This window comes from Streptomyces albidus (ex Kaewkla and Franco 2022), from assembly GCF_013870515.1.
Taxonomy (GTDB): Bacteria; Actinomycetota; Actinomycetes; order Streptomycetales; family Streptomycetaceae; genus Streptomyces; species Streptomyces albidus.
In genome coordinates, this window is record NZ_JACBXA010000328.1 from 1 (window position 1) to 5372 (window position 5372).

Annotated in this window: 4 protein-coding genes; 3 read left to right on the plus strand and 1 reads right to left on the minus strand. The window is 69.0% G+C overall.

Annotation, left to right across the window (positions count from 1 at the left end):
- Nucleotides 1-46: 46 nt before the first annotated feature.
- From H5J26_RS28005 to H5J26_RS28015, 3 genes are all read left to right on the plus strand, one after another.
- The gene (locus tag H5J26_RS28005; RefSeq protein WP_181768760.1) at nucleotides 47-1612 is read left to right on the plus strand and encodes an SCO6880 family protein; all 1566 of its coding nucleotides are present in this window, start codon (nucleotides 47-49) and stop codon (nucleotides 1610-1612) included.
- Between the two features lie 116 nt (nucleotides 1613-1728).
- The gene (locus H5J26_RS28010) at nucleotides 1729-3150 is read left to right on the plus strand and encodes an ATP-binding protein (RefSeq protein WP_181768761.1); all 1422 of its coding nucleotides are present in this window, start codon (nucleotides 1729-1731) and stop codon (nucleotides 3148-3150) included.
- A 2-nt stretch (nucleotides 3151-3152) separates the two neighbouring features.
- Nucleotides 3153-4661, plus strand: a complete 1509-nt coding sequence (locus H5J26_RS28015; RefSeq protein ID WP_235981202.1) for a hypothetical protein — start codon at nucleotides 3153-3155, stop codon at nucleotides 4659-4661.
- Nucleotides 4662-4672: 11 nt separating this feature from the next.
- On the opposite strand, the gene H5J26_RS28020 is transcribed toward H5J26_RS28015, so the two are convergent.
- The gene (locus H5J26_RS28020) at nucleotides 4673-5203 is read right to left on the minus strand and encodes a GNAT family N-acetyltransferase (protein WP_181768762.1); all 531 of its coding nucleotides are present in this window, start codon (nucleotides 5201-5203) and stop codon (nucleotides 4673-4675) included.
- Nucleotides 5204-5372: the final 169 nt, after the last annotated feature.

Consider the following 5372-nt stretch of genomic DNA (forward strand, 5'->3'; position numbering starts at 1 on the left):
CCGCCAAGAACGCCGGCTCCGGCAATCGCAGCGGAGGTGACCGCGGATGACGACGGCATCCCACCCGGCGCACGCTCCGCGCCGCACGTACATGATCGGCCGCGCGCGGCCCAACGCCATGATCGGCAAGAACCGGGAGACCGGCGAGATCGGCCTGATCATCGCCGGTGCCTTCCTGGGCATGATGAGCGGCCTGCTCATCCCCGTGCTGTCGTTCCGTATCCCCGCCCTCCTCGGCTTCCCACTGCTCGCCTTCGCCGCGATCTACGTGCCGTACAAGGGCCGCACGTTCTACAGGTGGTTCGAGATCAACCGGTCATTCCGCAGAATGCTGCGCAGCGGCGGCTCCGCCTACCGCTCCTCCGCCGCCGAAGCCGGCACGCACCTCGACGGACGCGAGGTCGAGGTCGGCCCGCCGCCCGGCGTCGGACGCATCAACTGGCTCACCGCACCCTTCGGTCCTGACGAGCTCGCCGTGCTGCTGCACGCCGACCGCCGTACGGTCACCGCCGCCATCGAGATCGAGGGGCCCGGCGTCGGCCTCCGGGACAGCGAGGACCAGGAGGCCCTGGTCGACCGCTTCGGCACCCTCCTCAAGCATGTGGCGAACGGTGACGGCTTCGTCACCCGCCTCCAGATGCTGGCCCGTACGCTGCCCGCCGACCCCGACGCCCACGCCAAGGACGTCGAGCAGCGCGGTGACGAGCGTGCGGCGCCCTGGCTCCGCGACTCCTACGAGCAGCTCCAGTCGATGGTCTCCACCTCCAGCGAGCAGCACCGCGCGTATCTCGTCGCCTGCATGCCCTACGGACGTGAACTCGCCGCCGAGGGCGCGACTATCGCCAAGGCGGCGGGGCGCTCCGCGGGCCGCTCGGGACGGAAGCTGTCCAAGGACGAGGGCCTCGCGATCGTCATGGCCCGCGAACTTACCGACATCTGCGCCCGCCTGACGGAGGCGGACATCCGTGTGCGTCAGCCGCTGGGGCAGGCCCGTCTGGCGTCGCTGATCCACTCCATGTACGACCCGGATCACCCCATCGACCATCTGCAGGCCATGTCCAAGCGGAACGCGTGGCCCGCCGAACTGGACGCGATGGAACCGACCTACCTGCAGGCGAAGACGCGTGAGTCCTCGACCCGTGCGCCCTGGTGCCACTCCACGGCGTGGGTGAAGGAGTGGCCGATGACGCCCGTCGGCGTCAACTTCCTCGCCCCGCTGCTGGTTCACACCCCTGACGTGATCCGTACGGTCTCCGTCGCGATGGACCTGGAGCCGACTGAGCTCGCCATCGAGCGCATGCTCACGGAGAAGACCAACGACGACGCGGAAGCCAGCCGCCAGGCGAAGATGAACCGCACCATCGACCCGCGGGACGTCGCCGCTCACGGCCGCGTCGACCAGCGAGGTGAGGACCTCGCGTCGGGTGCTGCCGGCGTCAATCTCGTCGGCTACATCACCGTCTCCTCACGCTCCGCGGAGTCACTCGCCCGCGACAAGCGGACGATCCGTGCCTCGGCTGGAAAGAGCTACTTGAAGCTGGAGTGGTGCGACAGGGAGCATCACCGGGCGTTCGTCAACACGCTGCCGTTCGCAACCGGCATACGCCGCTAGGAGGACGCGCACCATGTTGAACGGCCAACGCCCGCTGGGCAGTCGCGCGGTTCACCGCGCCGGCGTCCGCATCCACGGCGGCAGCATTCTCCACCGAAGGGGCTGAAGGGTTACCCATGGCCGCGCTCGACCCACTGACCGCAATCACCGACGCCTTCACCGGGTTCCTCTTCGGCAAGACGGAGACGACCCGCCTCCCCGTACGCACCTCGACGGGCCAGGCACAGGCCGTCTATCTGCCGACAGCCGCACCTGGCCTCGGCGACTCCGGCGTCATCATCGGCCGGGAGGTCTACAGCGGCAAGGGGTACATCTACGACCCGTTCCAGCTGTACGGGCAGCAACTCCCCGCACCGCACTGGCTGGTGCTCGGCGAGTCCGGCAACGGCAAGTCGGCGCTGGAGAAGACGTACGTGCTGCGCCAGCTCCGCTTCCGCGACCGCCAGGTGGTCGTGCTCGACGCACAGGGTGAGGACGGCGTCGGCGAATGGAACCTCATCGCCGAGGAGATGGGCATCACGCCCATCCGGCTCGACCCGACGGCCGCGCTGAACCAGGGAATCCGTCTCAACCCGCTGGACCCGTCGATCACCACCACCGGTCAGCTCGCGCTGCTCCGCACCATCATCGAGGTCGCGCTCGGGCACGGCCTGGACGAACGGTCCGGCTTCGCGCTGAAGGTGGCGCACAGCCATGTGAACGCGACCATAGCCGACCGCCAGCCCGTCCTCATGGACATCGTCGACCGTCTGCGCCACCCGAAGCCCGAGTCGGCGGAGGCGATGAACGTGGCACTAGACGACGTGCGGGCGTGGGGCCTGGACGTCGCCCTCGTGCTGGACCGGCTGGTGGACGGTGACCTGCGCGGCATGTTCGACGGCCCCACGACCGTCGGCATCGACCTCGACGCCCCGCTGATCGTCTTCGACCTGTCCCACATCGACCGCAACTCGATCGCCATGCCGATCCTGATGGCCATCGTCGGCGTCTGGCTGGAGCACACCTGGATCCGGCCGGACCGCAGGAAGCGCATCTTCCTCGTGGAAGAGGCCTGGCACATCATCAACAGCCCGTTCGTGGCCCAACTCTTCCAGCGGCTGCTGAAGTTCGGGCGCCGGCTCGGGTTGTCCTTCGTCGCTGTGGTCCACCATCTCTCCGACGTGGTCGACGGCGCCGCGGCCAGAGAGGCCGCCGCGATCCTCAAGATGGCCTCCACACGGACGATCTACGCCCAGAAGGCCGACGAGGCAAGAGCGACCGGCAAGGTCCTCGGTCTGCCCCGATGGGCGGTCGAGATCATCCCGACTCTCTCGCCGGGTATCGCCGTCTGGGACGTCAACGGCAACGTCCAGGTCGTCAAGCACCTGGTCACGGAGGCGGAAAGGCCGCTGGTCTTCACCGACCGGGCCATGACGGAGTCGTCGGCCGCCCCGGAGGACTTCGACTCGTCCCTGGAGGCGGACCTGGAGGCCGAAGCGGAAGCCCGTGCCCTCGCCATCGAGCAGTCGTCGAGCTCGTCCAACTCCACCGTCGCCTAGCCATGCCCCGCGACTACGACCGGCGTCACCCCCGCAACCGGGGCCTCCACTACGACCGTTACGACGACGGCTTCGACGAGCCCGGCTACGGTGCCCGTCGCCAAGGCAACCCGGACCGGCGTATGCCCGCGCGCGGCCCCGACCGTCCCGGCGGCTCGAGCGGAGGTATCCCGGACGGGCTGCTGATGGGGACGCTCGCGCTCCTGCTCGGCGCCACGGTTCTCGTCTGGACGGCCACGGGCCTGTCCGGCCTCTTCGCTCACGGCTCCTGGCCGGACGGGGTGACGTTCGCACGCACGCCAGTGGCCATACGCGACCTGGCAGCCGACCCCAAGGACATCGCCGGCGCCTGGTCCGACGTGAAGCCGTCTCAACTCTCGGGATACGGCCTCTTCTGGGGTCTGTTCATCAGCCAACTCCTCATCGCGGGCGTCTTGGCGATCTTCGCGGTGGGCACAGTGACCCGTGCGCGAGCGGTGCGCGCCGCGCGCCGCTTCAACACGGCGGCCGGTGCGGAGGAGACGGATGTACGGGCGCAGCCCGCGGCCGACATCCCGTCCCCGGACAACGCCTTGCGCTCACCGACGGAGGCACAGCCCGAGCCCACACTCCCGGAGCCATCACCACGGCCCACTCAGGAACCCGCTCTTGCCCCCTCCCCCCAGGCGGCTCCGAGCGCGATCCCGGTCCCTGGCCTCGAGCTGGCCGGCAGCAATGTCGACGGCGCCGACCCCCTCAGCCGTGTGCAAGAAGCCCCGGGTGCCGTCCTCGTGGCCACGAGCGACCCCGCTGTCTGGGCAGCCACCAAGAACGCGCGCTCGAAGCTCGGTCCCGTTCATCTCTTCGACCCGGGTCAGCTCTGCGACACCCCCGACCGCTTGCGCTGGTCGCCCCACCACGGCTGTTCAGACAAATCCACGGCGGCAGCCCGGGCGACGGCACTCCTCGCGCCCCTGCGCTCGCCGCGTCCCATCGACGCCGAGGTGCACAAGGCGGCCGAGACGCTGCTCCGGTGCTGGCTCCACGCCGCAGCCCTCGACGACCGCCCGTTCCGAGAGGTGCACCGCTGGGCCCTCGCGAAGTCGGCACCCACAGACCCCGTACAGACTCTCCGGACGCACCCCAAGGCGTCGTCCGGCGCCGCAGGCGAGCTTGAAGCCACCCTCACCGGGCATCCCGAACGACGTAAGGACGCCACGGAACTCGTCCGGCGTGCCCTCTCGCCACTCTCACAACTCCACGTCCGCAACGCGTGCACAGCAACCCGAGCGGATCGCATCGCATTGGAGTCGTTCATCGACGAAACGGGCACGCTCTATGTAGTGGGCGAGGAACGCGAGTTGATGCCGATCCTCAATGCGCTCACCCAGAGCGTGGTCGAGCTCGGCCGCCGCATGGCCGCACGGTCATCCCCCGGCCGGCTCGACCCACCACTCACCACCGTGCTCGAACTCCCCCTGGAGGCTCCGCGCCTGCCCGGGACGGCGAACCCGCCCCAGCAGCTCAAGTAGCCGCGAGGGCGCTACCCGAAGGTCGGCGCCCTCCGGAGCTCCCGGACCATCTCGAACTCACGAAGGCCCGGTGCCTTGGGGTCATTGAGGAACTCACCGGTGCGCGCGTACCCCACCCGCACATAGAACGCCTCAGCACGTGGATTGTCCTGATGTACGTGAAGCAACATCCGTGCCACGTAGGGACGTTCGAGCGCCCACCCCTCCACAGCCTGGAACAGTGACTCCGCGATGCCGGTCCCGCGGTGCTCAGGGCGCACATAGACCCCGACGACATGGGCGTTCTCGCCCTCGTCCAAGACGGTGGCACTCCCAGCCCAGCAGCCGCCGTCAGCGTCGTCCTGCGCGATGAAGGTCTCCGCCAACAAGCCGCGTGCTCCCTGCGAAGCACGGCCCCGCCAGAACTCTGCACTCTGAGCCGCGGCCTTCTCGTACGTCTCGTTGAAAGCCACGGACGCCAGTGGGTCAGCGAGAGCCGCGAGCCGAAGCTCGCGCAGTCTCTCCCAGTCCTCGACCTGTACCGCCCGAACCTTGTACGCCATGCCCTGATACTGCCGTATTGCTCCGGACCACCACAGGGACTTGCGCTGGAGTTGAGGTACGAGCACAGCGGGGCCGGCGTCCGCTAACGCCGGCCCCGCCTTGTGCACTCCCAGACCCTCCGCGTTCCCGGCCGGAGGTCGCTCATGCATGCGGATCTGAGTCGGCTCC

What these genes read in the sequence shown, in the direction of transcription:
- H5J26_RS28005 (WP_181768760.1), top strand. Translation starts at nt 47, where the DNA reads ATGACGACGGCATCCCACCCGGCGCACGCTCCGCGCCGCACGTACATG.
- H5J26_RS28010 (WP_181768761.1), top strand. Translation starts at nt 1,729, where the DNA reads ATGGCCGCGCTCGACCCACTGACCGCAATCACCGACGCCTTCACCGGG.
- H5J26_RS28015 (WP_235981202.1), top strand. Translation starts at nt 3,153, where the DNA reads ATGCCCCGCGACTACGACCGGCGTCACCCCCGCAACCGGGGCCTCCAC.
- H5J26_RS28020 (WP_181768762.1), bottom strand. Translation starts at nt 5,203, where the DNA reads ATGGCGTACAAGGTTCGGGCGGTACAGGTCGAGGACTGGGAGAGACTG.